21 protein-coding genes and 1 tRNA gene are annotated in these 25,716 nt (G+C 42.2%); 16 read left to right on the forward strand and 6 right to left on the reverse strand.

Annotation, left to right across the window (positions count from 1 at the left end; all coding sequences use genetic code 11):
• Positions 1–57 precede the first annotated feature (57 nt).
• Positions 58–1,041, forward strand: a complete 984-nt coding sequence (locus LS482_RS19460) for a YpdA family putative bacillithiol disulfide reductase (RefSeq protein WP_233029193.1) — start codon at positions 58–60, stop codon at positions 1,039–1,041.
• Between the two features lie 16 nt (positions 1,042–1,057).
• Here LS482_RS19460 and LS482_RS19465 read toward each other — a convergent pair whose 3' ends face one another.
• From LS482_RS19465 to LS482_RS19485, 5 genes are all read right to left on the reverse strand, one after another.
• The gene (locus LS482_RS19465) at positions 1,058–1,435 is read right to left on the reverse strand and encodes a DUF4258 domain-containing protein (protein WP_233029195.1); all 378 of its coding nucleotides are present in this window, start codon (positions 1,433–1,435) and stop codon (positions 1,058–1,060) included.
• Between the two features lie 42 nt (positions 1,436–1,477).
• Complete coding sequence (locus LS482_RS19470; protein ID WP_233029196.1) at positions 1,478–2,677, reverse strand: alanine dehydrogenase; 1,200 nt, start codon at positions 2,675–2,677, stop codon at positions 1,478–1,480.
• A 36-nt stretch (positions 2,678–2,713) separates the two neighbouring features.
• The gene (locus LS482_RS19475) at positions 2,714–2,932 is read right to left on the reverse strand and encodes a hypothetical protein (RefSeq protein WP_233029197.1); all 219 of its coding nucleotides are present in this window, start codon (positions 2,930–2,932) and stop codon (positions 2,714–2,716) included.
• 494 nt (positions 2,933–3,426) lie between these two features.
• A complete protein-coding gene (locus LS482_RS19480; protein WP_233029198.1) occupies positions 3,427–3,663 on the reverse strand; it encodes a hypothetical protein in 237 nt (78 codons plus the stop codon).
• 190 nt (positions 3,664–3,853) lie between these two features.
• Complete coding sequence (locus LS482_RS19485; RefSeq protein WP_233029199.1) at positions 3,854–4,372, reverse strand: hypothetical protein; 519 nt, start codon at positions 4,370–4,372, stop codon at positions 3,854–3,856.
• Between the two features lie 636 nt (positions 4,373–5,008).
• On the opposite strand from LS482_RS19485, the gene LS482_RS19490 reads away from it, so the two are divergent.
• Entirely contained in the window at positions 5,009–7,411 is a 2,403-nt protein-coding gene (locus tag LS482_RS19490) for a TonB-dependent receptor domain-containing protein (protein WP_233029200.1), read from the forward strand.
• Between the two features lie 12 nt (positions 7,412–7,423).
• Here LS482_RS19490 and LS482_RS19495 read toward each other — a convergent pair whose 3' ends face one another.
• On the reverse strand, positions 7,424–8,545 hold the full coding sequence (locus LS482_RS19495) for a C1 family peptidase (protein ID WP_233029201.1): 1,122 nt from the start codon (positions 8,543–8,545) through the stop codon (positions 7,424–7,426).
• A 161-nt stretch (positions 8,546–8,706) separates the two neighbouring features.
• Between LS482_RS19495 and LS482_RS19500 the strand changes: the two genes are divergently transcribed.
• From LS482_RS19500 to LS482_RS19565, 14 genes are all read left to right on the forward strand, one after another.
• Positions 8,707–9,549, forward strand: coding sequence for a 1,4-dihydroxy-2-naphthoyl-CoA synthase (locus LS482_RS19500; protein WP_233029202.1), 843 nt, complete (start codon positions 8,707–8,709; stop codon positions 9,547–9,549).
• An 89-nt stretch (positions 9,550–9,638) separates the two neighbouring features.
• Positions 9,639–10,544, forward strand: coding sequence for a 1,4-dihydroxy-2-naphthoate polyprenyltransferase (locus LS482_RS19505; RefSeq protein ID WP_233029203.1), 906 nt, complete (start codon positions 9,639–9,641; stop codon positions 10,542–10,544).
• 116 nt (positions 10,545–10,660) lie between these two features.
• Positions 10,661–11,338 (forward strand): metal-dependent hydrolase, encoded by a 678-nt coding sequence (locus LS482_RS19510; RefSeq protein WP_233029204.1) that lies wholly within the window; start codon positions 10,661–10,663, stop codon positions 11,336–11,338.
• Between the two features lie 110 nt (positions 11,339–11,448).
• Positions 11,449–12,492, forward strand: coding sequence for an o-succinylbenzoate synthase (locus tag LS482_RS19515; protein ID WP_233029205.1), 1,044 nt, complete (start codon positions 11,449–11,451; stop codon positions 12,490–12,492).
• A 4-nt stretch (positions 12,493–12,496) separates the two neighbouring features.
• The gene (locus tag LS482_RS19520; protein ID WP_233029206.1) at positions 12,497–13,453 is read left to right on the forward strand and encodes a CPBP family intramembrane glutamic endopeptidase; all 957 of its coding nucleotides are present in this window, start codon (positions 12,497–12,499) and stop codon (positions 13,451–13,453) included.
• A gap of 19 nt (positions 13,454–13,472) precedes the next feature.
• Entirely contained in the window at positions 13,473–14,579 is a 1,107-nt protein-coding gene (locus LS482_RS19525) for an AMP-binding protein (protein ID WP_233029207.1), read from the forward strand.
• 93 nt (positions 14,580–14,672) lie between these two features.
• Positions 14,673–14,746: transfer RNA gene (locus LS482_RS19530), tRNA-Arg, on the forward strand.
• Between the two features lie 314 nt (positions 14,747–15,060).
• Positions 15,061–15,576, forward strand: coding sequence for a GNAT family N-acetyltransferase (locus tag LS482_RS19535; RefSeq protein ID WP_233029208.1), 516 nt, complete (start codon positions 15,061–15,063; stop codon positions 15,574–15,576).
• A gap of 202 nt (positions 15,577–15,778) precedes the next feature.
• On the forward strand, positions 15,779–16,156 hold the full coding sequence (locus tag LS482_RS19540; RefSeq protein ID WP_233029209.1) for a VOC family protein: 378 nt from the start codon (positions 15,779–15,781) through the stop codon (positions 16,154–16,156).
• Between the two features lie 53 nt (positions 16,157–16,209).
• Positions 16,210–17,037: a helix-turn-helix transcriptional regulator gene (locus tag LS482_RS19545; RefSeq protein WP_233029210.1), complete on the forward strand. Its 828-nt coding sequence runs from the start codon at positions 16,210–16,212 to the stop codon at positions 17,035–17,037.
• A gap of 75 nt (positions 17,038–17,112) precedes the next feature.
• On the forward strand, positions 17,113–17,622 hold the full coding sequence (locus tag LS482_RS19550; RefSeq protein ID WP_233029211.1) for a DinB family protein: 510 nt from the start codon (positions 17,113–17,115) through the stop codon (positions 17,620–17,622).
• 155 nt (positions 17,623–17,777) lie between these two features.
• The gene (locus LS482_RS19555) at positions 17,778–18,056 is read left to right on the forward strand and encodes a putative quinol monooxygenase (protein ID WP_233029212.1); all 279 of its coding nucleotides are present in this window, start codon (positions 17,778–17,780) and stop codon (positions 18,054–18,056) included.
• A 287-nt stretch (positions 18,057–18,343) separates the two neighbouring features.
• A complete protein-coding gene (locus LS482_RS19560) occupies positions 18,344–22,477 on the forward strand; it encodes a hybrid sensor histidine kinase/response regulator transcription factor (protein WP_233029213.1) in 4,134 nt (1,377 codons plus the stop codon).
• Positions 22,478–22,692: 215 nt separating this feature from the next.
• Complete coding sequence (locus LS482_RS19565; protein ID WP_233029214.1) at positions 22,693–25,713, forward strand: SusC/RagA family TonB-linked outer membrane protein; 3,021 nt, start codon at positions 22,693–22,695, stop codon at positions 25,711–25,713.
• Positions 25,714–25,716: the final 3 nt, after the last annotated feature.

Below are 25,716 nucleotides of genomic sequence, written 5' to 3' on the forward strand. Positions count from 1 at the left end.
AGGAAGAATCTGTGATGGTCACAGGGCCGAAGAATATCGGTATAACAAAAAAATGCTATGAAGGAATATGATGTTTTAATCGTGGGTGGAGGCCCTATCGGCATAGCCTGTGCGCTGGAAGCACAGAAAAAAGGGCTGCGCTATGTAGTGCTGGAGAAGGGATGTATAGCCAATTCGCTGTATAACTATCCCCTGAACATGACATTTTTCTCTACCTCGGAAAAACTGGAAATAGACGGTATCCCTTTTATCAGTATAAAGAGTAAACCGCAACGCGCCGAAGCGCTGGAATATTACAGGCGTATAGTAACGTCCAACAATCTTGATCTGCATTTGTTCGAAGAAGTACGGCATATCGAAAAGGAGGAGAACAGCTTTTCAGTTTCTTCTTCGAAAACGGTTTATAAAACAAAACGAGTCATTATTGCCACCGGTTTTTACGACATTCCTAATAAGATCGGGGTTCCCGGAGAGGAACTTCCCAAAGTATCACATTATTACAGGGACCCGCATTACTATGCCGGTCAGAAAGTGATTGTTGTGGGAGCAAGCAATTCATCTGTTGATGCGGCACTGGAGATATACCGCAAGGGAGGTGATGTTACCATGGTTGTAAGGGGCGAACAAATTGGCCGAAGAGTTAAGTACTGGGTGCGCCCGGATATAGAGAACCGTATTGCAGAAGGTGCTGTCACAGCCCATTTTCAAAGTAATATAAAGGAGATCAGGGAAGAAGAGGTGATTATAAATACTCCGGAAGGGGAAAAGCGGTTACCAAACGATTTTGTACTTGCGCTTACGGGGTACAGGCCTGATTTTGGCTTCCTCGAAAAAATCGGGGTACAATTATCTGATGACGGTAAATTCTATCCTTCATATGATCCCGAAACCATGGAAACCAATGTGGAAGGATTGTATCTGGCCGGAGTGATTTGCGGGGGTGTGGATACGCACCTCTGGTTTATTGAAAATTCCCGGGTTCATGCCAAACTGATCATAAAGGATATTTTCCGTAAACACAGCGAGGCGGTAACGGAATAAAAATCGATCATATTTTTTATTCTACAGGTGTAACGGAAGCCACTTTGGCAGTGCTGTCGCAGTTTTGGACAAAGACCTCTACTTTCCCGGTTTTGAGAAGTCCTTCGATGGTATAGGTCTTGCAGGAATCCAGTTTGGTATTGCTTTTGGAAAAGATCACATCACCTTCGGTAAAAACGGAAACGGCAATCCCGGTGGTGTCAATGGCATTTTCCTCAATGTTTTTTCGGGCATCGGGTAAATATACGATCTTTTTATTTCGGATATTTTTTAATACCCTGCAATTTGGCGAATAACAGAACTCCGTTGCTTTCTCCCTGAAGATAAACGCTACAATTACAATTCCTATGGCAAGGCCTACAAGGTAGAAGCCTATCCTTTTCAATATATTCATACGGATTTTACTGTTTAATTTTGAGGTTGATGAGGGTTCGCGTCAGAAAATCAGGAGATTGATATCGCTATAAGACAAATTGAACCATTCCGCAACCGTTTTGTTCGTTAAAATTCCGTGGTAAAAATACAATCCGTTCCGCAAACCGCGGTCAAATCGGAGGGAATTTTCCAGTCCGCCTTCTTCGCCGATCTTCAGCAGATAGGGGGTAAAGATGTTACTGATAGAGACCGATGCGGTACGCGAATACCTTGCGGGAATATTGGGTACGCAGTAGTGTATGACCCCGTATTTTTCAAAAGTGGGTTTGTCGTGTGTTGTGACTTCACTCGTTTCAAAACACCCGCCCATATCGATACTGACGTCAATGATAACCGCACCGTTTTTCATGTTTTCCACCATGGTTTCCGTTACTACGACGGGAGCCCTGTTATTTCCCCTTACGGCACCGATGACCACGTCACAACGCCGCAATGCCTTGAAAAGGTTTTTGGGTTGCAGGGTAGAAGTGTGTAAGGGTCTTCCCAGGCTGGTCTGTATACGCCTTAGCCGGGTGATGGAGTTGTCGAATATTTTGATGTTCGCCCCTAGTCCGAGAGCAGATCTTGCGGCAAATTCCCCGACGGTCCCGGAACCGAGAATAACCACGTCTACCGGGGGAACTCCGCTTATATTGCCAAACATCAATCCGTTACCGTTATTGGCATTGGTCATCAGTTCGGCGGCAATCAGTACGGAAGCCGTTCCGGCGATTTCACTGAGTGAACGTACGGCAGGATAATTGCCGTCTTCGTCGCGAATGTATTCGAAAGCGATGGCCGTAATCCTTTTTTTGGCCAGTTCTTCAAAATATTTTTTGCTCTGGGTTTTTATCTGCAGGGCAGAGATAAGTATGGTTTGCGGGTTTATGAGCTTTAATTCGTCCAGGGAAAGCGGTTCTACTTTCAGAATGATGGGGCAAGAGTAGATTTTCTTGACGTCGTTGGTCACTTCGGCGCCCGCTTCACTGTATTCCGTATCGCTGAAATTGGCGCCTTCCCCCGCTTTCGATTCGATAATTACCCGGTGCCCATGGGCAGTGAGGGCATTTACGGCATCGGGAGTGAGACAGACCCGTTTTTCCTGGTAGGCGATTTCTTTGGGAATGCCTATAAACAGTTCGCCTTTTTGCTTCAGGACTTCCAGCATTTCTTCCTGCGGCAGCAACTGCTGTTTGGTAAATGGCGACGAAGCTACATTCATAATCTTAACACTGCAAATACCTGTAAAGCTAAAAAATTATTTGGAGAAATCGTCGTCTTCCACCTCATACTTTTTTAATTCTTCATCCAGTTTCCGCATGTCTATACCGTGAACGACCCGGTCGAAGAGTTTTAGGCGAAGGAGGTAAACAACAGGGATGACAATCAACATTATTGGAATTATGTAGTAAATTTCTATTTCATCAAAATATTGAGCATTGTCGTTGATGATATTAATTAATTGAAAAGAATACATGGCTATAGGGATAAGAATAATATGATACCACCAATGCCTACAGGTCAGAAACCAAAGAAATAAGAGATAAAGCGGGACAAATTTGTTGACAAAGTTCCAAGCAGCTACATAAACTGTGCTAAAATAAGTACTTTTAAAGGTGAAAAAGGAAGTTTCCCAAACATTTGATTTGGGCAAACTTTCATACAAATAAAAAATATATGGTGATATTGCTATTAATAAGGCGACGAAGCTTCCGATTACTAGAGATCTCCTCATTACCTTTTTATTCTTGTCGATTTTCATTTGAAAAAATTTAATGAAATATACAAATAAAAGGATAATAAGAAAAAGAAAGTAAGGAGAAGCAATGAAATTTATTTTCTTAAAAAAATAAATACACTTTTTGACCTTTTTCTGAGGATGAATCTGTAAAAAGCAATATATAATTTTAAGTTTATGTAAGGTAAATTATATATTGCTTTGTTTTTCGGGAATAATAAAATGAGACATTATTATCCAGCTGATCCCATTTCGTCTGCTTCCCCTTTTTCTATTAGTACTAATGCTTTGTTTGTGGTAAAACCAGCTGATCCCATTTCGTCTGCTTCCCCCTTTTCAATTAGCGTTAATATATTATTAGGAGTAAAATCAAAATCCTTCTTTTTATTATAGATCTTGTATGACGAAAAGAAAACAACAGCCGAGAAAGATAAGGAAGTAATAAGGTAGAATAATTTTACTGATTTCATGATAGTATGCTTTTTGGTTATTTAGTTGAAGCAAACGTACCAAAAAATAAATTGTTGTCAATTAATACTTTCGTCGTAACTTTATTACTTTTTATCGAAAAAAAAGTAAGGGAAACTATTTTTTTTGTATGAAAAGAGTAATCGTACAATATTACGTAAAAATTCCCAAATAAAATATTTATTATAATGGTCAGTTCCTGTCTGCCTTATATTTTTTTAACTCTTCATCCAGCTTTTCGATATCTATTCCTTTGACGACCTTGAAAAACAATTTTTGTCGTAGTAAATAAACTACTGTTGTTGTTACCAGTATTACAGGAATAAGCCAGTAGATTTCCATTTCGTCAACATATTTTATTGAATTATTCAGAACCGAATAAAGTTGAAAAACATACATTGTTATAGGTACAAGAATAATATATCGCCACCAGTGCCAGCAAGTAAGTATCCAGAGGAAAAGAAGGTAAAGGGGAACAAATTTATTCATAAAAAACCATGTCCGATGTGATACGCTCAGATAATTAGCACTTTCTAAAGTAAAGAATATTGTTCTCCAGGTTTCTGTGGAAGGAATGTTTTTATAAATATAAAAGACAAAAGGGGATGCTGCAATTAGTATGACTATTATAAGATCTGGAAACAAGGATTTCGCTTCTGTTTTTGTTCCTGGTAATATTCTGCTTAATGATTTTAAATCAATACCTTTCATTAAAGGAGTTAATAATTTAACACGAAGAAAGTAAGTGACGGTAATTAGGACGGGTACAATTGGTAGAATATGATAAAAATGCATTTGTTCCATATACCTGATATCCTCATTAATAAGCCCGGCAACCTGGTAAACGTACATTGTAATTGGTATATGTATAATAAAATACCACCAACGACGACAGGTGAGCAACCAAAGAAATAGAAGATATAACGGGATAAGTTTATTTACAAAATACCAGGCCGTACTGTACAAATCGGAGTAATACGATACTTTAAATGTAAATAGTAGCGTTTTCCACTGTTTCGTTTTAGGAAAAATCTCATAAAGGTAAAAAATGTAAGGAGAAATTGCTATCAAGATGGTTATAACACTGCCCAGAAATAACAGCTTCCGAATTCGTTTTTTCTCGACACCTGGTCTGTTCATGTGTAAACATGTTTTTTTGGATGTCCAAAATACAAAGAATGAAACAAAAATATGAAGAGATGATATTTAAAAATATATTGTTCTAGTGTAAGAAAAAACAAATATTATTTACGGTTTTATTGGTGTTATATCGATTAAATGTTTGTTTTTTACGATAAAAGACATACTTTTGGTGGGCGAAAATAAATTTTATCTTCATTAAGACATATGGCTAAATGGTTGTTTTTGGTGTTCGGCTTTATTTACTCTCCAACCGTTCTTTTTGCCCAGGAGTACAGTATAAAAGGTAAAATTGTAAATGAAAAGCAAGAACCGTTGTCTTTTGTGAATGTACTCTTGCAACGAGAAAAAGACTCCACTATTGTCCAGGGCACATCTTCCAATCAAAATGGGGTGTTTGATATTCAGGATATTAAAAGCGGTGACTACCTTATTAAAATATCATATATAGGATATAACATATATCAAAAATTGATAGACATAAAGAGTGATCTGGATTTAGGAACCATAGTATTGGCAGAAAAAAGACAAGAACTTGGAGAGGTCACGATAACCGGAAAAAGGCCACATATAGAAAAACGGGCAGATCGCCTTATTTTTAATGTAGAGAATACTGCGCTATCTCAACAAAGTTCATTTGAGATTCTTAAAAATACTCCTGGTGTATTAATAATTAATGACCGGATAAAAATAAGGAATACGCCAGCAACTGTCTACATAAATGACAAACGTGTTTATCTGTCGGGAAGTGAGTTAAGGGACCTTCTAGAAGGTTATTCCGGTACCAATATACGATCTATTGAGGTGATTACGACTCCTTCCTCCAGGTATGATGCAGAGGACGGGACAGTGTTAAATATAATTACTTCAAAAAGTATTTCCGTGGGATATAAAGGAAGTGTAAATACACGTATTACAGAAGCTGTTTTTCCCAAATACAATTTCGGAACAGACCACTTTTATAAAAATGATTTTTTAAACCTTTTTGCCGGATATAGTTATAGTCCGAGAAAGGAATATAAACACGATAAAAGTTATTTTAATTTTTTTGAGAATAATATTCCTGACGATTACTGGGATGTTGATTTCAGGAAAATTACCCGATCGTATGCACATAATTTGCATACTATTTTGGATTTTACCATTAATGAGAAAAATTCCCTGAGTTTATCTGCTAACATTTTACATTCACCAGGCAAAACATTCAACAATAAAGTGGTTACCGATATGTTTGATGTTGATCAGAATTTGGAATCCTATTTTCTAACGGATAGTGAATTGGATAACGATCGATCTAATCTGTCATTTTCTTTGGATTATGGGCTTACTTTAAATGATAAAGGAGTAACAATGAATGCGGTTAGCAACTATATATACTATGATGACCGCCAAACTCAATTCTTGCGCACTGATTATTTCGACAATAATGATAACTTAACAAATAATAACAGTTTTAATTTCCTGGCTAATCAAAGAAACAACATTTTTAGCCAACAACTGGACTTTTCCATTCCCCTGGAATCGCTTCATATTGAAACCGGGCTTAAATATTCTTCTATTGACAGTAAGAGTAAAGCTTCATTTGATGGGGAAGATGTTCCTGAAAATACTGAAGATGATAACTTTGATTATATAGAGGACATCTACGCAGCATACGGGAACGTAACCAGAGAATGGGAAAAATGGGCACTAATTTTAGGATTGAGAGGAGAATATACCGCTGTTGAAGCTAATTCAATAGTTCTCGGAAGCATAAATACCCGAAAGTATTTTGAATTGTTTCCAACGGTAAATTTACAACATGCCATTAATGATAATCATCAATTGGAATTAAGCTATAAAAGAAGCTTAAACCGTCCCAGATATGGAAGATTAAATCCCTATCGGTATTATCTTTATGAGCAACAGTTTTCCGCGGGAAATCCTAATCTTACCAGATCTATTGATAATAAGGTTTCTTTGGATTATACCTATAAAAAGAAATTTGTTTTTTCTTTATATTATCAACATACGAACGGCCTTATAGAAAGGCTTACCTTTCAAGACAATGAAAATAGGAATATATATACGTCCTATTTCAACATTGATGAAGAATTTCAATATAGCCTTGATTTTATGTATTATGGATATGTGTGGGATTGGTGGTATTTATACGTTTATATGTCCGGATTTTATATGGAAAATACATTTCAGGCTTTAGAAAGTGATAATGTCATGCAAACCAGTCATATTTTAGGCTATTTTGGAAGGGCGTATAATCAGTTTGTACTATCCGAAGACCGAACTTTTACTGCCGACCTGACCCTTTATTATATGCCTAAATTTTTATATGGTTCCATTAAGACCGATCCTCGTTTTTATACCGATATAGGGTTTACCAAATCTTTTTGGAATAAGCGATTGGTGGCTACATTGAATTTCACAGATATATTTAATACTAAGAACAGATGGCAAAGGTCAAAATACCTGAATCAGGATAACGGGTATATTGATATGCCGGAAAGACGCACTGTTTCCATAGGGCTCAAATACAACTTTGGCAACTATCGCCTCAAAGACAACAAGAGAAACACTACCCCCGATGAGCAGGAAAGACTTGAAGGAGAGTAGTATTTCTGCTTTTTACAAGTTTGATTTTTTGCGGATATCTTTTGGTAAACCGTCTTTATGCAACATTACCGATATGGCTTTAAGTCTCATATAGGGAACACTCATGTAAATATAACCACCGCTGTCTCCCACACGAGTTTTATCGGTCCCCCATGAATTTTTCACTTTATAGTACATATTACCTTTCTGGTCTTTTACCTTCCCGGTAATATGCATAAGATGGTCGTCGGTGGTGTGGAAGTTCTCGAATTCCTGCTGCCGGTATTCCGGAGTGATGTTTTTTTCCGGTTTGATCTCTTCCAGTATTGCCTTTTTTTCAAACTCGTTTTCCGGGATCACTGCGATGCCGTCTTTTTGGGAGAACGTCGGTTCGCTGACATCACAGTCCAGCGCCAGGGTATAACCGTTTTCAAGAGCATGGTCGATAACACTTATAAATTTGTCAAGCGGCAGGTTGTAGTAACTGCCGTTGGAAAAATTATCCGGAATATTAAGAATAAAACTCGTATAAAAGGGCCGGTGCAGAAAAGAAGTGACCGAAACGTAATTTTCCGGTTGTATCCCTGTCATTTCCAGGAACGATTCCGGACTGTATTGTTTGCCATCATAAGTAAATTCATCCATCCTTTCCCCCAGGTATACATCAAGGACACTTTCGATGGCTTTTTTCCAGTTATCAGACAAGGTTTTTGCGGGGTTATCCACGTATACCTTTAGCATGGCTTCCAGTACGGAGACCATTTCGATATGATTGTATTTTTCCTGTCCTTCTGCCAATCCCGTATACACACTCTGAGGAACAATTCCGTACGCAGCCACACTGTTCATTACATCGTGTGACAGTCCTCCCTGGCTGAACTGTGCTTTTCCCTGCCGCATAACATAATTCCAGGCTTTTTTAGTATATGTGTTCCGCACGTTGTACATCTCGGAGATATCGATTTGATTCCCCGTTGTTCGTATAATCTCCGATTCCAGGAATGAAGAAGTTGAAAAACTCCAGCAGGTGCCTGTAATCCCCTGACTGATTACCGGAGTGGCCTCCAGGTCTGTAAGCGTTTCAAAAGTGTACTGTTGCGAAAATGCAAGGGCTGCGATACAGAGGCAAGCCAGAGTGGTGAGTGTTTTTTTCATTTGTTTGTTTTTTGGGTGAGAAGTCCGTAGTTCGGAGTCGGAAGTTTTGATGCAGATTAATTTTACTTCCGGCTTCAGACTTCCGGCTTCTATCTTTTTCATAATGTAGTATTGGGTCAAAAAGACTAAAAAGGATTATTTTTACGCAAAATAACAAAATTATGAATAAAGCAGATTGGAAAGTTGTCAAGGAATACGAAGATATCACTTATAAGAAATGTAACGGAGTGGCCCGGATAGCCTTTAACCGGCCCGATGTTCGTAATGCCTTCCGGCCCAGGACGGTTGGCGAGCTTTTTGAAGCCCTTCTGGATGCCCGGGAAGACACCTCGATCGGTGTGGTTTTACTTTCGGCAGAAGGTCCGTCAACCAAAGACGGCGTATATTCCTTTTGTAGCGGGGGAGATCAGAATGCCCGTGGCCATCAGGGCTATGTGGACGATTCCGGCATGCCCCGGCTCAATATACTCGAAGTACAGCGCCTCATCCGTTTTATGCCAAAGGTGGTGATTGCGGTGGTCCCCGGATGGGCTGTAGGAGGGGGGCACAGCCTGCATGTGGTTTGCGACCTTACGCTGGCCAGTAAGGAACATGCCATTTTCAAACAGACCGATGCCGATGTCACCAGTTTTGACGGCGGATACGGCTCCGCTTACCTTGCCAAGATGGTAGGGCAGAAGCGTGCACGCGAGATTTTCTTTCTGGGGAGAAACTACTCTGCTCAGGAAGCCTGTGAAATGGGGATGGTCAATGCTGCAGTGCCCCACGAAGAATTGGAAGATACAGCCTATGCATGGGCACAGGAAATCCTGGCCAAGTCACCTACCTCGATAAAAATGCTGAAATTCGCTTTCAACGCCACCGATGACGGCATGGTAGGGCAACAGGTTTTTGCGGGAGAAGCTACCCGGCTTGCCTACATGACCGAGGAAGCCAAAGAAGGCCGCAATGCTTTCCTGGAAAAACGGAAACCGGACTTCAAGAACATAAAATGGATACCCTGATTCAATAACGATTTGGGGCGTTAAAAAGGACAGCAGGATTTTTCGCCATAAAAGGTGATCTCTGAATTTGATTAACAGCGAGATGTTATATGAGTAAAACGAAAGCGTTTATATCAGCGGCCCGGCTCCGGACCCTTCCCCTTTCCGTATCCGGGATTATTGCAGGTACGGGAATTGCCGCTTCACGCGGTTTTTTTAACTGGAAAATATTTGCCCTTGCCCTGCTTACCACCGTCGGATTTCAGGTGCTTTCCAATTTCGCCAACGATTATGGAGATGGTGTTAAGGGCACAGACAATAAAGATCGTATCGGTCCGCAACGGGCACTGCAAAGTGGTATTATAAGCCCCGGCGAGATGAAGAAGGCAATCGCCGTAACCATAGCAATAACCATGCTGGTTGCCCTGTTACTCATCTATCTGGCGTTCGGGAGGGAGAATTTCGGTTATTCCGTATTGTTCTTCTTCCTTGGTGTTGTATCCATCATAGCTGCCATAAAATATACCGTGGGCAGATCGGCATATGGCTATCACGGTTTCGGCGATGTATTTGTCTTTTTGTTTTTCGGACTCCTCAGTGTAGCCGGAAGTTATTTTCTGTATACCAAAAATATGGACTGGACCGTATTCCTCCCGGCAATTACCATCGGATTGCTCAGTGTAGGGGTATTGAACCTGAATAACATGAGGGATGAACAAAGTGATGCAAAATCCGGTAAGAACACCCTGGTAGTGAAGATAGGAGGGCAAAAAGCAAAACGATATCACTATATTGTTCTGATAACGGCATTACTGCTGGTTTTGCTTTTTGCTGTGCTCCAAAGTTTTTATATTTATCAATATTTATTTCTTTTGGCCTTTATACCCGTATTAAAGCATATGGATACGGTTCGGAAAAATAAAGTGCCGAAAGCGCTGGACCCCGAGTTGAAAAAACTGGCCATAAGCACATTTCTGCTTTCCGTCCTGTTTGCATTGGGACTGGCTTTGTTCTAGGTCGTTTACGGCGATTGCTATGACAGGTATATTATATTGAATACCTGAAAGGACAAATGGTGAAGTGAACAGAATCTGTATTGTATAATATAAGTGATAATAAATCGTAACATACCATGAAAATAACGTTTTACGGACACGCAAGCCTGGGAATAGAGGTAGGCGATGTTCATATCCTGGTAGACCCTTTTATTTCGCCCAATGAAAAGGCTGCTCATATAGATATTAACCAGATCAAGGCAGATTATATCCTTGTGACCCACGCGCACCAGGATCACATACACGATGTGGAAACCATAGCAAAACATACCGGGGCAATGGTGATCTCCAATTTTGAGATTGCCCATCATTACGGGGATAAAGGCATTGATTTCCATCCCCTGAACCACGGAGGTAGCTGGGATTTTGAATTTGGAAGGGTAAAATACGTCAATGCCATTCACACTTCCTCTTTTCCGGATGGTAGTTACGGAGGTCAGCCCGGGGGATTTGTTATAGAAGGAGAACACAAAAATATTTATATCGCGGGAGATACAGCCCTTACAATGGATATGAAACTCATCCCCATGCAGGTAAAACTGGACCTCGCCATCCTCCCCATCGGTGATAATTTTACAATGGGTGTGGACGATGCCATTATAGCTTCTGATTTTGTACAATGTGATAAAATTTTAGGGTATCACTATGATACTTTCGGTTATATTGAGATAGACCACGAAGAAGCCAAACGGAAATTTTTTAACAAGGACAAGGATCTGATGTTACTGGCTATAGGTGAAAGCATTGAACTTTGATGAGGAACGTCACAGGGAGATATAATGATTCAGGGACGGAGAGAAAAGTTTTTTTTGACATGTACCGGCTCCGGGTTACCTGAGTCATTTATAAAACGCTCAGACAATAAATGAAAGCATCATACCGCAGGCATACCCTGCAATTTAAACGTCCTAGCGGAACTTCACGCGGAATTCTTACTGAAAAGGAAACCTGGTATCTCTTGTTGGAGGATGAAGGCAGGAAAGGAATAGGGGAGTGCGGCATCCTGAGAGGATTGAGCGTGGACGACAGGGACGATTATGAAGAAAAACTGAAATGGGTTTGTGACAATATCCACCTGGGGAAAAACGAATTATACCAAAATCTCACAGCCTTTCCTTCCATACAATTCGGCATAGAGCAGGCATTCCTTTCGCTCCGCTCCCGGTCCCCGTTTTTACTTTTCCCATCAGCCTTTACCGAAGGGAGCAGGGCCATATCCATCAACGGCCTGGTATGGATGGGCGACAAAGCATTTATGCAACGTCAGATACAGGAAAAAATCGAACAGGGATTTCATTGTATAAAAATGAAGATCGGCGCCATAGACTTCGATACCGAATTGCAATTATTGCAATCCATTCGCCGCAAATTCTCTCCGGAACAGATAGAAATACGTGTAGATGCCAATGGCGCCTTCACACCTGATAGTGCCTTGGAAAAATTGAAGAGGTTATCGGAATTCCGGTTACATTCCATAGAACAGCCCGTAAAACAGGGGCAATGGGAGGTAATGGCCGCACTTTGTGAAAATTCACCGCTGCCCATCGCCCTGGACGAAGAGCTGATAGGTGTTTTTAACCTTGATTCGAAAAAAAGACTTATGGAAACCGTAAACCCCCAATATATTATTCTGAAACCCAGTTTGGTGGGGGGATTCAGGGGAAGTGAGGAGTGGATACAGCTGGCAGAGGACCACGATGCGGGTTGGTGGATAACCAGTGCACTGGAAAGCAATGTGGGGTTGAATGCCATAGCACAGTGGACTTACAGCCTGGAAAACACCATGCCCCAGGGATTAGGCACCGGAAGTCTCTATACGAACAACCCGGACAGTCCGCTGGAAGTCAGGGACGGGAAACTTGGTTATGATCCCCGGAAAGATTGGGATATAAATGTGTTGAAAAATTAATTTTATGTTTATAGAACAGGCGTTTAAAGGGAAGTACCATAATTGGCTTTATTATGCAGTAGGGGTACTTGTAATTTTTATGGCATGGCAGTTTTTCGGTGCCATCCCCCTCTTCGCCGCGGTATTTCTCAAAGTGCCTGATATGAGTACTTTTCCGACAGATATCAGCGGACTTGTAGAGGTGTTGGGGGCCAATCTTTTTTTGGTTTTAATGATCGTCTCTTTTTTAACTGGGTTGCTCGCTTTATTCTTTATGGTAAAATATGTCCATAAACAGTCCTTGCTAACATTGACCACTTCCAGGAAACATATAGACAGGAAACGGATTTTCTTCAGTTTCGGACTGGTAGTTATCATCAATGCCACGTTGTTCCTTATCGGATATTTCCTTTCACCCCAGGATTTTCAATGGAATTTTAAACCCTTACCCTTTCTGATGCTGCTTGTTATTACGGTAATAATGCTGCCAATCCAAACCAGTTTTGAAGAATACCTGTTCCGGGGATACCTGATGCAGGGACTTGGAGTCCTGGCCAAAAACAGGTGGTTCCCGTTGATCTTTACTTCCATATCGTTCGGGATACTTCATATTTTCAATCCCGAAGTCAAGGAAATAGGGTATGTTATTATGGTATATTATATCGGTACCGGGCTTATATTGGGGATCATGACCCTCATGGATGACGGTATGGAGCTTGCACTGGGGTATCATGCGGGGAACAACATGCTCACAGCGGTTCTTGTTACGGCAGACTGGACAGCCATGCAAACGGATTCCCTGTTCCTTGATATATCTTCACCTGAAGTGGGCTTCGATATTTTCCTCCCGTTGTTGATTTATCCGATAATCCTGTATATATTGGCTAAAAAATATGGTTGGACGGGCTGGAAAGAAAAGCTGTTCGGAAAAATAACCCCGCCCGGACAGATTGAAGAATCAAATTCTCTGAAACATAACTAAAAAGAAGAAGCGGATTACTATGACAGGTACAGACAAGCAAGAACCTTCAATTACTTATAAGAACATACACAACAGGTTTAAACTGGATGGCACATACTTCGGTCGTGAAGGGCTAAGGATGGCCGCATGTAGTTATATAAAGGAAGGAGAACCTTATGAAAGGGCTATCGGGGATTTCCTATTGGACTGGCTCGATAACAGTGAGACGATAACGGTGCATACTTCCGGTTCCACAGGGAAGCCAAAACCGATGAAAGTCAGTAAACAGAACATGGTAAATTCGGCACTGGCCACGGGCGACTTCTTTGGTATTACGGTTGGAGATAGGGCCTTACTTTGTTTACCGGTCGATTATATAGCCGGAAAAATGATGTTGGTCCGCGCCATGATCCTCGGACTGGAAATAGACCTGGTGAAACCCTCTTCCGATCCGCTGAAAAGAATGAAAAAGGACTATGATTTTTCTGCAATGACCCCTATGCAGGTAGAAAATTCCCTTTCAGGATTATCCCGGATAAAAACACTTATTGTCGGGGGAGCACCCATGTCGGAAACATTGAAAGCTTCGCTGCCCAAAAGATCCTGCAAGATATATGAAACCTATGGTATGACAGAAACGGTGACACATATCGCAGCCAGGAAGATAAATGGTCGCAAGAACAAGAGGGGAGAGGAGCCCTGTTTTACGCTGCTCCCCGGGATAAAAGTATCCCTGGACGAAAGAGACTGCCTGGTCATAAACGCTCCGCACCTGTCTGACGAAACCATTACGACCAACGACCTTGTGGAATTGGTTTCCGAAAAAAAATTCCATTGGTTGGGCCGATATGACAATATCATTAATTCCGGGGGGATAAAACTGATCCCGGAACAGATAGAGCATAAAATCCGGGACGGCATTAAAGGGAGGTTTTACCTGAAAGGTCTTCCGGATGATAAATTGGGGGAGAAGCTGGTACTTTTTGTCGAAGAAAAAACGAACCCCGGACTGACAGTAGAAAATATCAGGAAGGAATTGAACGGGCTTTCTTCTCTCGATAAATACGAAATACCGAAAGAGATTCATATGGTCGGAACTTTTGAAGAGACCAAAAGTGGGAAGGTGCTAAGACATAGTGTTTTGTAGTATGGCTGTCGCTTTCCGCGGGCAAATTCTCTTTAATAGTGTTGTTTTGTATGATATTCGGTTATATATTTGCACCGCTTTTAAAGAAAAGCCGGTCGCGTAGCTCAGTTGGATAGAGCATCTGCCTTCTAAGCAGACGGTCACAGGTTCGAATCCTGTCGCGATCACAAATCAGGAAATTAATTAGACTCAGAACCCTGTTAATCGTATGATTTTCAGGGTTTTTATTTTTGTTGCTGTTTTTTGAATTCATTTCATGCGTCAACAAAAGTCAACAATTCGGATAACAAACACCTTTTTAACATTTGTGTTGACCGATTTGTTAAAATGGCTTGTTCAGAAGGCATAAAAATGTATCTTTAAAGTGATTTGGCTTTCGTCCGGAAACCATGTGTAACGAAAAGACGAAAAGCATGAAAACTTCTTCAACTTGCAATATTATGTTCTGGGCAGATATTCCCAGGACGACGAACCATTTATAATGAAAATAACGAACAGTACACCACGTGATATTCCTGAAATCTTTAGATTATATAAATTGGCAACTGATTTTCAAAAGGAAAAGTTCCCGGAAAATCAGTGGCCGGAATTTAATAAAGAATTAATATCCACAGAAATCGAAGAAAACCGTCAATTCAAGTTATTAATTGAAAATAAAATAGCCTGCATTTGGGCGATAACTTATCGCGATCCCCAAATTTGGGATGACAATGGGGAAGACTCTTCTATCTATATTCACAGAATAGCCACAAATCCCGATTTCAGGGGGAATAATTTCGTGAAAATAATAGTTGAGTGGGCAGGGAAATTTGCAAAGGCGCAACGCAAACAATTTATCAGAATGGATACTTGTGGCGAGAATGAGAAATTAATCAATCATTACAAAAAATGTGGCTTCAGTTTTTTAGGGATCAAAAAATTAAAAGATTCCTCAGGCTTGCCCTCCCATTATCACGATGCAGATGTTTGCTTCTTTGAAATCGATCTGAAAAGTTAAGACTGAAATATCGCCTTCCAAATTTTGGCAAGATCTTTCAGGAATTATTTAGTATATTCCTTGGTTGTTTTTAACAACTTTATTCTTATTAAAGTAAAAAACCGGCTAATACCATTACCCATTTTCCTTATTTTAAGAAGAAATATGGGTATGTGATAGTCTTTAAAACAATTTTACGACAACAGCAAAAAACAATAACAGAATGAAAAAAGTAACAGGTATCGGAGGTGTTTTTTTTAAATGCAAAGACCCCGAAAAAATGACAGCATGGTATCAAAAGCACCTAGGCTTGGACACAAATCCGTACGGAGCAACTTTTGAGTGGTATAAAAGTCCGGACAGTACAAAGAAAGCACAGACCCAATGGACACCATTCGCCGAAACGACCAAATACTTTGAACCTTCAACAAAAGATTTTATGATAAATTACCGGGTTGAAAACCTGGATGCCCTTGTTGAAGAATTGAAAAAAGGAGGAGTAACCATTGTGGACAAAATCGAAACCTACGACTATGGTAAATTTATCCACATTCTCGACGCCGAAGGAAACAAAGTACAATTATGGGAACCCGTTGACTGATCGAAAACGAGCTCTTAAAGTAAAAGCAAGTGCAGAAGGCAAAAAAACAAGACATGGACACTTTAAAGGTATCTGGCTATGTTTCCCGGAAACCGGCACAAAGAAATAAAATAGTGCTTCAACACCACTTTATTAATTTTTTGGAGGAGGGAGAGAAGATTATACATTATGCAAATAACGCTACGGTTGTTACAAATTCCCATTTTGCCATCCTTTCTGCAAATAATTGTTTAATGACTGAAAAACTTTCTGTTGATAAGGAATATCGCAGCACTTTATTTTTCTTTAACAATGAGGAGCTAACACGTTTTTTTATTAAATATGATACGGTTATTAAAGGAATGTCATCGCAGCAGGAAAAATCTGAAGCGCCTTTTTTAGTATTTAAGAAGGATGAATTCGTTATGAACCATATGGCTTCACTTAAAATGATTCAGCGAAAACCGTCTCTTATCTCATCTCAATTACTACAACTAAAATTTGAAGAGTTAATGCTTCATCTCCTGGAAAGGTATCCGCAGGAAATACTGTCCTTCAACACAAGGCCCCGGGAAGCGTATTCAGATATGGAAATACGGAAAGCAGTTGAAGAAAATATTACGAATAACCTCACCTTGAGCGAACTGGCATTTTTGTGCCATACAAGCGTTTCTACATTCAAACGAAGATTTGTAAAATTATACAATATTACACCAAGCCAATACTTCTTACAACGAAAAATGGAAATTGCAGCATCGATGTTATTACAAAATGAAAACCCTGGGGAGATTTTTTACAAAGTAGGTTACGAAAGTCATTCCGGTTTTTCGCAATCCTTCAAACAAATTTACGGTATAAGTCCTAAACAATTCCAACAACAAAAAATGACTGTTTCCCAATAGTTTTTGAGCGATTAACGACAGTTTAAAAATACTTCCTCATGCTACCTTTGTGATGAATTTAAGACATAAGGTAAAATGACAAAAAGAGATTTTACGGCGTTGGCAGATTACAGCAATTGGGCCGACGGCATAAGTATTAAATGGTTAAAACAGATCAATGCTGAACAATGGGAACAATCTGTTGTAAGCAGTTTTAGCAGCATCAGGGAAACTGCAATTCACATTGTGAGTGCTAAAAAAATCTGGGTTGACTTTTGGACAAAAGTTCCTGACCCTGTTTACCTGTCTTCCGAGTTTAAAGGCACAAAAAACGAACTGATAGAGATTTGGGAAAATACCTCGAAAGACTTGAAAAACTTCGTTGAAAATTTTCCCGAAGAAGATTATAAAAAGTCTGTTACGTTTATTTACCCGAATGGAAGAGAAGGGCAAATGATATTTTGGCAAACATTTCTTCATTTCGTCAACCACGCTGCATATCATCGCGGACAATTGGTTGCATTATTGCGACAAACAGGGTTTACCAATTTTTCCAATACGGATTTAGCCACTTTTTTTATACGCCGAAAAAAGAATAATATATAAATCAAAAAACCATAGCCAACAGGGTACCGCGATAAAAACAAATTGGAAGCATCCTCTTTAAGTAGTATTTATTTTTAAGATTTGTTATTACTGATGATGTGTTAATAAAAAAAACACTTGTAATTCGTACTAATTTTGTAATCTGAATTTAGTTTATGAAAAAAACAATTATTGCACAATTAAGCATACAGGAAACAAAAACAGAACAGTTTTTAAAACTGGCAGAAATTATGGTAAATAAGAGTATTGCAGAAAACGGATGCTTAGCCTACAAATTATTAAAAGAGGTGGATAAAGAAAATGAATTTTTAATCTATGAAAAATATGAAAACGAAAGCGCGGTTGAAAGACACAATTCATCTGAACACTTTAAAAGTTTCCTGGATTCAGTACTGCCATTGTTGACAAAAGAACCGGCAATTGAAAAATTTTAATGTTCGGGGAGGAGAGCCTGCAAAAGATCTTTGTTTTCTTTTTGCAGAATACTTGAAAACAAAATTATAGCATGGAATAAGAGGGAGGACTAAAAACCAAAATAAAAACAAGTCAAAGCAATGGGGGCAAAGCGACTTATTGCGGGGGCAGGTGAGCGAATGATTTGCTATCTCAGTAACGCAATTTTTCCGGGTATTGTACTGTAGTTGTAGTATTGACTATCTGTCATTTAAAATAGATTCGTATATTTCCGACCAGTATGCCATGTACGGGAAATAACAATATTTTGAGGCGCTACCAACCACATATAGTTCTTACTGTAGTTTTTATTTTTCTCATTGGTCAGGGGCTTTATGCCCAGGGAAAAGACCTGTATTTCGAACACCTTCGTTATGACAGTGATTTTGCAGAAAGTCCGGTAAGCTGTATCATGCAGAGTCATGAAGGTTTTATCTGGTTGGGTACGTTCAACGGGCTGGTGCGTTATGACGGTTACGAATCTGTTCGCTACACCCGGGACGAGACCCGGGAGGGTACCCTCGGTCATAACAAGATCAACGCACTTTGCGAAGATCAAAGCGGCTTGTTATGGATCGGGACCGCCAATGGTGTTCACCTCTTCGATCCGCAAACTAAGTTCTTTACCCCATTTGATATTTCGGTTGAAAAAGGGGGGAGAAATTATATTGCCGCGCTCCTCAGAGATAAACGTCAGGACATCTGGGCCGGGACTTTCGGGGGACTGAAAAAAATAGACCGGGGAAGCGGCCGTCTGGAAGGTGTTCCGCCAAACAGCCCGGCAGACACTTTAAATCACAGCAGGGTATTATCCCTTTTTGAAGATACCGACGGAAGCCTTTGGGTAGGAACGGCCACAGGCCCGTTCCGGTACGACCCCGAAAGTAATACGTTACAGGATTTCCCCGGGGCATTCCGGCATATACCTTCTTTCCGTAACGCCAAAGTATGGAAAGCCGTAAGGGACCCGCAGGGAGATCTTTGGTTTGCTACCGAAAGCCGGGGACTGTTTCGTTATGTAGCAGAGAAGGACTTGTTTGTAAACTACAGGAATACCCCGGGCGCAAAGGAGACGCTGGCATCCAACTGGGTTAACGATATTCTTTGTGTGGATCAACAGACGCTGTGGTTTGCTACCATAGGTGGATTATCTGTTTTTAATAAGAAAAAACACACCTTTTTCTCCTACAAACACGATTTGCTGAAAAGCCACAGTCTGAGTGATAATACCGTTTTGTGTACCCTGAAAGACAGGGACGGAAGTATCTGGCTGGGGACCAGGGGAGGGGGCATTAATATGTACAACCCGGTCAATGCCCGTTTTATGGAAGTGGGAGAAACCGTCCCGTCCGGATTCGGGCTGAACAGTTCCATGGCCAGGTCGGTAGTGCCCGGTGATGACGGGGTATTATGGGTGGGTACCTACGGAGGAGGAATCACCCGCCTGGATTTTTCTTCCCGGACAAGCCGTTATTATACAGTGGGGAAACCGGGGAAGAAAGGAAATAACATTGTCACAGCTTTGGAAAACGGAGCCGGGAACACCCTGTGGTGCGGTACCCTTGAAGGGCTTTTTACCTTCGATAAAAAACACAGCACCTTTAGCCCGGTGCCTTTTAATAACCGGGAGAAGGACAGGCCTGTTACCTCCCTTGTCCGTGATGGCCCCGGCATGTGGGTGGGAACAGACGGGCAGGGACTCAAATACATCACCCGAAGGGGAGAAATCATTTCCTACCGGGCAGGTAAAGGCCCCCGGAGCATTAGTGATGATTTCGTAACCTCACTCGTTATTAAAGGGGAAAAACTCTGGGTAGCTACTTTAAACGGACTCAATGTTATTGACCGGGCTTCCGGGAAGAACATCCGCGTGTATAAGCGCGGCGGGGCATATTCCCTGAGCGACAATACCCTTACCACCCTTTTCGTGGACAGTGAGGACAGGCTTTGGATAGGTACCGACTACAAGGGGCTGAATTATTTTGACGAAGCACAGCAGAAATTCTTCGCCCTTGACGAAAGCTCGGGGTTGACCAATGAAAGCATACGCGGGATCACCGAAGACGACCGGCAGCATTTGTGGGTCAGTGCAGATGACGGACTGTACGATATTGGTTTCAGGACATTTTCTCCGCCGTTCAGGAAAAAAAAACTTTCTATTACCTCCTATGATACGAAAGACGGAGTGCCCGTAAGGCGCTTTTCCGATAATGCCGCGACCAGGCTTCATACCGGGGAGATCGTTTTCGGTGGTTCCGGGGGACTGGCTGTTTTCAGCCCGGAAAGCGTGACAAAAAAACCGGTTTCGCGAAAAATCGTATTTACGGCATTATTTATCGACAACAGGAAAATTACTGCGGCAAAAGAAAACTTCCCGCTTAACGAGCCCATTGATAAAACGGCCGCACTCACCCTTAATTACGACCAGGGTTATGTGGGGTTTCGGTTTACGGCCATGAATTATATAAATCCCGGCAGCAACCGGTATGCATATAAACTCGATCAGCCGGGTTTTGAAGACAGTTGGCACGAAATAGGCACACAAAATACGATCTATTTTACCGGGCTTACCCCGGGGGATTATACCCTGAACATGAAAGTGACCGGCGATGATGACCGGTGGAGCCCTCATACCAGGACCATGCGGATTGAGGTGCTTCCTCCCTGGTGGAAAAGCCGGGTAGCCTATGCCGTATATGCCGTATTACTACTGTCGGTCTCCCTTGCGGTTATCCGCTTTTTCAGAAACCGGATACGGCTTAAAAGGGAATTGTTCATAAAACAGGTGGAAAACCGTCAGCAACAACAGGTGTACCAGATGAAACTGGATTTCTTTACCAACATTTCCCATGAAATACGAACCCCGCTTACGCTTATTAATGCTCCCCTTGACAACCTGCTCCGGAAAAACGGACAGGATGAAGCAACCCGGAACGATCTGAAACTCATTAAAAGTAATTCCGATCGCCTGTTAAAGCTCATTAATGAACTGATGGACTTCCGGAAGGCGGAAAGCGGTCATCTCAAACTCCTTTGTACAAAAGGAAATATAGTAGCGTTCTGCCGGAAGATATATGCATCTTTTATACCTCTTGCCGATAAAAAATGTATTACCTGTGACTTTAAGGCCGAATCGGAGAGCATAAACCTGTACTTCGATAAAAACCAGTTGGAGAAGGTGATTTATAATCTCATGTCCAACGCCCTCAAATTTACCCCGGAAGGCGGCCGGGTAGCGTTTCATATTGCCAAAAGGCCGGGGAGCAAGAAATGGGTGGATATCCGTATCCGGAATAACGGTGCGGGAATCCGGGAGCAGGACAGGGAAGCCGTTTTTACGAACTTCTTCCAGGCAGGCGACGGGAACATCGGGAATACCGGCAGCGGAGTGGGACTTGCCTTTTCCAGAAGTATTGTAAACCTGCACAAAGGGACCATTGATGTGGAAAGTGAAGCCACCGGGAAGGATAATGATTGGATGACTACATTTAAGGTGGCGCTCCGCAAGGGAAAGAAACACCTGGACAACATCGGAAAAAAACAGGAGGAAAGCCGGGAGATGTTGGAAGAGCAACCCGTGGAACTTCCGGTGCCCGGCAGTGATGTACCGGGGCAGGAACCTCTCGTTACCGGCAGGGAAAAAACCATCTGGATCGTAGAGGATAACGACCAGATACGGCAGTTCCTTGCAGATATTTTAAGTGAAATATATAATGTAGTGGAATTTTCCGACGGTCTTGGAGTGCTGGATGACATACGGCAGCAAATACCGGACCTGGTACTCAGCGACGTTATGATGCCCGGTATGGACGGTTTTGCATTGTGCAGTGAAATAAAAAGACGGGAGTCCACGGACCATATTCCCGTGATATTGCTGACCGCCAAAACCGCGACGGCCGATCAGATCGAAGGATTGGCTTTCGGTGCGGATGCTTATATTACCAAGCCGTTCAGTGTAGCTGTGCTGAAACTTACTATTGCCAATATATTTGCCGCAAGGGAAAAGCTAAAACAAAAATACGGCGGTGATTATATGCTCAGTACCGATATCGATAAACTGACCACACCCGAAGAGAAATTCCTTAAAAAATTAAGGGAACTGATTGAAGAAAACCTCGATAACCCTGATTTTGATGTCAATACCCTCGTAACTGACATAGGAATGAGCAGGGCCGTTCTGTACCAGAAAGTACAGAGTCTGACCAATTATTCCGTGGCCCACCTCATTAAGCGGATTCGGTTGAAAAAAGCCGAAGAAATGATTAAGAATACCAGCTTTTCCGTTTCCGAAGTCACCTATATGGTAGGCTTTAGTGACCGAAAGTACTTCAGCAGGGAATTTAAAAAAGTGTATGGACATACCCCCACGGCCTATCGGAAAATATACGGAAACCGGGATTAGGTTTCCCCGCTCCCTTTTTTAATTTGTCATCTTTTACTTTCATAATTTGAATATTTTGTATTCATCACAGGTTGAAATTGTGATATAATCAATACATAGAACGTTTTTACCCCTAAAAGTAGATAAATCTCCCCCCTCCGAAACCTCTTAGTGTTAAATATTTGCTACAACTAAAATTCGGGATTCCCAAAATTATAACCAAAATAACGGCTAACATGTCAAACAGAATTAAAAAAAGGTATTGCCTTCAACCTTATTATTACAAAATCCATGCACTGCTGCTCATGAGTTTTTTTACGGTCAGTACATACGGGCAGGAAAAGCGCATTACGGGACAGGTCCTCGATGCCAACCATGTACCTGTGCCCGGCGTAAACATCCTTATAGAAGAAACTGCCACGGGAACACAAACCGACTTTGACGGGAATTTCAGTATCCGTGCCGGTACGGGCGACGTACTCAAATTTTCCTATATCGGCATGAAGACCCGGAAAATTACGGTGAAGGACGAAACACACCTGGAAGTTATCATGGAAGAAGATGCCCTTTCCCTCAACGATGTTGTAGTCGTAGGGTACGGAACACAGAAGAAGAGCGATCTCATTAGCTCCGTGGCGTCTGTAAAACCCGAAGATATGACCAGGGTGGCCACTACCGATATCGGTGAAATGCTGCGGGGAAAAGCAGCCGGTGTTCAGGTAACCCTGGGCAGCGGAGGTCCGGGAAGTACTTCGGATATCCTCATAAGAGGAAAAAATTCCATAAACGGGGGCAATGCACCGTTGGTTATAGCCGATGGTGTCCCGGTAGGGAACATCAACGATATTAATCCGAACGATATAGCCTCGCTGGAAATACTCAAAGATGCGGCGGCACAGGCCATTTACGGGGCACGGGCTTCAAACGGGGTGATCCTCATCACCACCAAAAGGGGCGAAATGGGAAAAACGACTATTTCCTATAACGGTTTCAGCGGAATACAGTTCAGCAGAAGGAATTTCGACATCTATAACGGAGACGAGTTCGCCGATCTGAAACGCGAAGCTTTCCGCACTTCCAATCTCGGGGAATACCTCCCCGATGAAGCCGTTTTTTCAGACCTGGAACTCGAAAGTGTGCAAAACCGGGAATACATAGACTGGGAGGACCTTCTGATCCGGACCGGCACCATACATAATCATAACCTGAGTATTTCCTCGGGCAACGAAAAGACAAAAATCTATTCCGGTTTCAACTACATCAACCAGCAGGGGATTATCCCGAATTCCGGTTATGAAAAAGTCACCGCCCGTATCAATGCCGACCAGCAGGTAACCGACTGGCTTAAAATAGGAGTCAATACATCCTACCAGTTTTCAAAAGATAAGAGGCCCAATGTGGGGAACGTACTCTTAACTTCCATAACCACCGCCCCGCTCGGAAAGGTGTATAACGAAGACGGTTCCCTTCGCCTGTATCCCGGTGGCTATGTAGAGAATGTCAACCCTCTTGTAAACCTCCGTGAAACAAAGACAGTCAATGAGAACAGGAACGATATTTTTAATGTTTTTGCTGACCTGAGCCTGCTGGAAGGACTTCATTACAGACTGAATGCGAGTAGGAGGTCCTATAACGGCAAACGGACATCATATAATTCCGGGGCCTCTATTAGCGGAATAGCCAATGATAACCGCGGAAACGGCAGTATCCGGTTTCAGGATAATGTGGAATGGCAACTGGAAAACATCCTTACTTACGATTACAGCTCCCCTTCCGAAAAGAGCAAGTTGAATATTACTCTCGTTAACAGTATAACGGAATCCGAATTCAACGAATTCACCCACAATTTTGCCAATGTGCCCAATGATATACTGGACGTGTACGGTCTGGAATCGGCAGAAATAAGTTCATCGTTCATATCCGGGAACAGGCGCGGACTGGTATCCTTTGCAGGACGTGTACAATACGATTACGATTCCAGGTATTACCTCACGCTTTCCGCCCGGGCCGATGCCTCGACCGTATTCGGGAAGAACAACAAATGGGGATATTTCCCTGCTGCCGCTGCGGGTTGGAATATCCATCGTGAAGCTTTCCTGGAAAATTCCGGGTGGGTCAACAACCTGAAACTGCGGGTAAGCTACGGAAGTGTGGGCAATGAAGGGATCTCTCCCTACCAGAGCCTGAGCACGGCCGAGCAGAGAGACTATATTACAGCCGGTAATAAGGTTTCGGGATATGTTCCCGGTTCCTACCTGCCTAATCCCGACCTGAAATGGGAAACGTCAACCACCCTCAATACGGCCCTGGACATAGGACTGTGGCACAACCGCCTTACCGCTACCGTGGAACTTTACGATACGCGGACCAAAAACCTGCTGATCGACCAGGCACTAAATGCAGGAACAGGCTATACGAGGAAAAAATCCAATATCGGTGAAGTGGAGAACAACGGAATAGACCTTTCCCTTTCCGGGGACGTCATCCGCAACGATGAATTAAAAATAACACTGGGCGTATTGTTTTCCAGGAATAACAACAAGATACGGAGCCTCTATGGCAAGGATGAGGATGGTGATGGCCGCGAAGATGACGATGTGGCCAACGGATGGTTCATAGGACAGCCCATAGACGTATATTACCAGTACAAAGCGGTGGGGATATGGCAGGAAGGCGAAAATATTGCCGGTTCACATCAGCCCGATGCCATGCCCGGCGATATAAAGCTCTTTGACCGGCACCCGGATGATGGCGAACTCAATGCGGAAAACGACCGTGTGCTCACCTCCAGGGTGCCCGACTGGTACGGCACGTTCTCCCTTAACGCGGAATACGGCGGAGTGGATATGTCCGTAGATGTTACCACGGTACAAGGAGTAGTAAGGAATAATCCTTTCCTTTACGGGTATACCGAAGGAGGCTCATTGAGGGGCATAAAAAACGGCATAAAGCAGGATTACTGGACTCCCGAGAACCCCGAGGGAAAATTTCCCAGGCCCGATGAAGCCAATGACCCTGATCGCGGATATGCCCTCGGACTCCAGGATGCCTCCTACGTGCGGCTGCAGAATGTAACGCTGGGATATACGCTTCCCGACAACATTACGGAAACCATCGGCCTGAACAGGTTAAGATTGTACATGACCGGAAGTAATTTACTGACCGTAACCGATTTCGAGTCCTATAGTCCCGAAAAGAACCCCGGCGAATATCCCGAATCCGTCTCCGTAGTTGCCGGGGTACAGGTCAGTTTTTAATTC

Source organism: Sinomicrobium kalidii (assembly GCF_021183825.1).
GTDB lineage: Bacteria > Bacteroidota > Bacteroidia > Flavobacteriales > Flavobacteriaceae > Sinomicrobium > Sinomicrobium kalidii.

Bases quoted from the DNA above. Each gene is read 5' to 3' on its own strand.
- LS482_RS19460 (WP_233029193.1), top strand. From the start codon at position 58: ATGAAGGAATATGATGTTTTAATCGTGGGTGGAGGCCCTATCGGCATA.
- LS482_RS19465 (WP_233029195.1), bottom strand. From the start codon at position 1,435: ATGAATATATTGAAAAGGATAGGCTTCTACCTTGTAGGCCTTGCCATA.
- LS482_RS19470 (WP_233029196.1), bottom strand. From the start codon at position 2,677: ATGAATGTAGCTTCGTCGCCATTTACCAAACAGCAGTTGCTGCCGCAG.
- LS482_RS19475 (WP_233029197.1), bottom strand. From the start codon at position 2,932: ATGTATTCTTTTCAATTAATTAATATCATCAACGACAATGCTCAATAT.
- LS482_RS19480 (WP_233029198.1), bottom strand. From the start codon at position 3,663: ATGAAATCAGTAAAATTATTCTACCTTATTACTTCCTTATCTTTCTCG.
- LS482_RS19485 (WP_233029199.1), bottom strand. From the start codon at position 4,372: ATGAAAGGTATTGATTTAAAATCATTAAGCAGAATATTACCAGGAACA.
- LS482_RS19490 (WP_233029200.1), top strand. From the start codon at position 5,009: ATGGCTAAATGGTTGTTTTTGGTGTTCGGCTTTATTTACTCTCCAACC.
- LS482_RS19495 (WP_233029201.1), bottom strand. From the start codon at position 8,545: ATGAAAAAAACACTCACCACTCTGGCTTGCCTCTGTATCGCAGCCCTT.
- LS482_RS19500 (WP_233029202.1), top strand. From the start codon at position 8,707: ATGAATAAAGCAGATTGGAAAGTTGTCAAGGAATACGAAGATATCACT.
- LS482_RS19505 (WP_233029203.1), top strand. From the start codon at position 9,639: ATGAGTAAAACGAAAGCGTTTATATCAGCGGCCCGGCTCCGGACCCTT.
- LS482_RS19510 (WP_233029204.1), top strand. From the start codon at position 10,661: ATGAAAATAACGTTTTACGGACACGCAAGCCTGGGAATAGAGGTAGGC.
- LS482_RS19515 (WP_233029205.1), top strand. From the start codon at position 11,449: ATGAAAGCATCATACCGCAGGCATACCCTGCAATTTAAACGTCCTAGC.
- LS482_RS19520 (WP_233029206.1), top strand. From the start codon at position 12,497: ATGTTTATAGAACAGGCGTTTAAAGGGAAGTACCATAATTGGCTTTAT.
- LS482_RS19525 (WP_233029207.1), top strand. From the start codon at position 13,473: ATGACAGGTACAGACAAGCAAGAACCTTCAATTACTTATAAGAACATA.
- LS482_RS19535 (WP_233029208.1), top strand. From the start codon at position 15,061: ATGAAAATAACGAACAGTACACCACGTGATATTCCTGAAATCTTTAGA.
- LS482_RS19540 (WP_233029209.1), top strand. From the start codon at position 15,779: ATGAAAAAAGTAACAGGTATCGGAGGTGTTTTTTTTAAATGCAAAGAC.
- LS482_RS19545 (WP_233029210.1), top strand. From the start codon at position 16,210: ATGGACACTTTAAAGGTATCTGGCTATGTTTCCCGGAAACCGGCACAA.
- LS482_RS19550 (WP_233029211.1), top strand. From the start codon at position 17,113: ATGACAAAAAGAGATTTTACGGCGTTGGCAGATTACAGCAATTGGGCC.
- LS482_RS19555 (WP_233029212.1), top strand. From the start codon at position 17,778: ATGAAAAAAACAATTATTGCACAATTAAGCATACAGGAAACAAAAACA.
- LS482_RS19565 (WP_233029214.1), top strand. From the start codon at position 22,693: ATGTCAAACAGAATTAAAAAAAGGTATTGCCTTCAACCTTATTATTAC.